Raw genomic sequence first — 998 nt, forward strand, 5'->3', positions numbered from 1 at the left:
GCGCGTGCCCCCCAACCCATGGCTCCGGGGGTGTGCCCGCCCCCCCGCCGGCGGGGGCGGGCCCCCGCGCCTGTACCCCGAGCGCTGCGAGAAAAGCGGCCGTGAGAAAGGCGCCTTGAGCTGAGGCGCCATGAGACAAGGCGCTGTAAGAAAGGCGAACACCCCAATGGGAAAGCCGGCCAAGCAGGGCGCTGCCGATGGCAACACCCGCATTCTCCGCTGGGCCGCCGCTTCGGCCCTCATCGGCGTATTCCTCATCTACAACTCCGTCGACGCCGCCTCCTCCCAGAACACCCCGTCGGCCCGGCCCACGGCCAGCGCCCCCGCATCCATCTCCGAACCGGAGAGCGACACCTCCAACGAGGACGCGTACGCGGATTCCCCGGAGTCGACGACCGCCCCCGAGTCCCGTCCGGGACCCGCGCTGCCGCGCTCCCCCGCCTCCCATCTGGACATTCCCTCGATCGGCGTGAGCGCGCCCTTCATCCCGCTGTCGCTGGACGCCGCGGGCGTGCTGGTCCCGCCCCCGGACACCGACCAGAACCTGGTGGGCTGGTACGAGGGCGGCCCCTCGCCCGGTGAGCGCGGCAACGCCATCGTGGCCGGGCATGTGGACACCAAGATCGGCCCGGCGGTGTTCTACCCCCTCGGCCAGCTCAAGCCGAAGAGCAAGGTGGCCATCACCCGCGAGGACGGGATCGTGGCGACCTTCGTGGTCGACAAGGTCAAGACGTTCAAGAAGAACGCCTTCCCGGACGAGCAGGTCTACGGGGACACCCCCAACGCCCAGCTGCGGCTGATCACCTGCGGCGGGGCCTATGACCACACGGCCAAGGACTACACGGCCAATGTGGTGGTGTTCGCGCACCTCTCCTCGTACCGCTACAGCTGACGGAGCTTGTCCCCATGCCTGGGGCTCCCCCCCCCGGCCCCCCGGGGCCAGGGGGGGGCCCCCACAAACAGCGCCCCCCAACGGCGGGGCGGGGGGTTTATAAAAA

General features: G+C 70.3%; 1 protein-coding gene. It reads left to right on the top strand.

All coding sequences use genetic code 11. The features are described from left to right. The first annotated feature begins 166 nt into the window (after positions 1–166). Positions 167–892, top strand: a complete 726-nt coding sequence (locus ACFXB5_RS46385) for a class F sortase (RefSeq protein WP_385220119.1) — start codon at positions 167–169, stop codon at positions 890–892. The last annotated feature ends 106 nt before the right edge of the window (positions 893–998 follow it).

The organism is Streptomyces sp. NPDC059455, from assembly GCF_042750115.1.
Taxonomy (GTDB): Bacteria; Actinomycetota; Actinomycetes; order Streptomycetales; family Streptomycetaceae; genus Streptomyces; species Streptomyces endocoffeicus.

Bases quoted from the DNA above. Each gene is read 5' to 3' on its own strand.
- ACFXB5_RS46385 (WP_385220119.1), top strand. From the start codon at position 167: ATGGGAAAGCCGGCCAAGCAGGGCGCTGCCGATGGCAACACCCGCATT.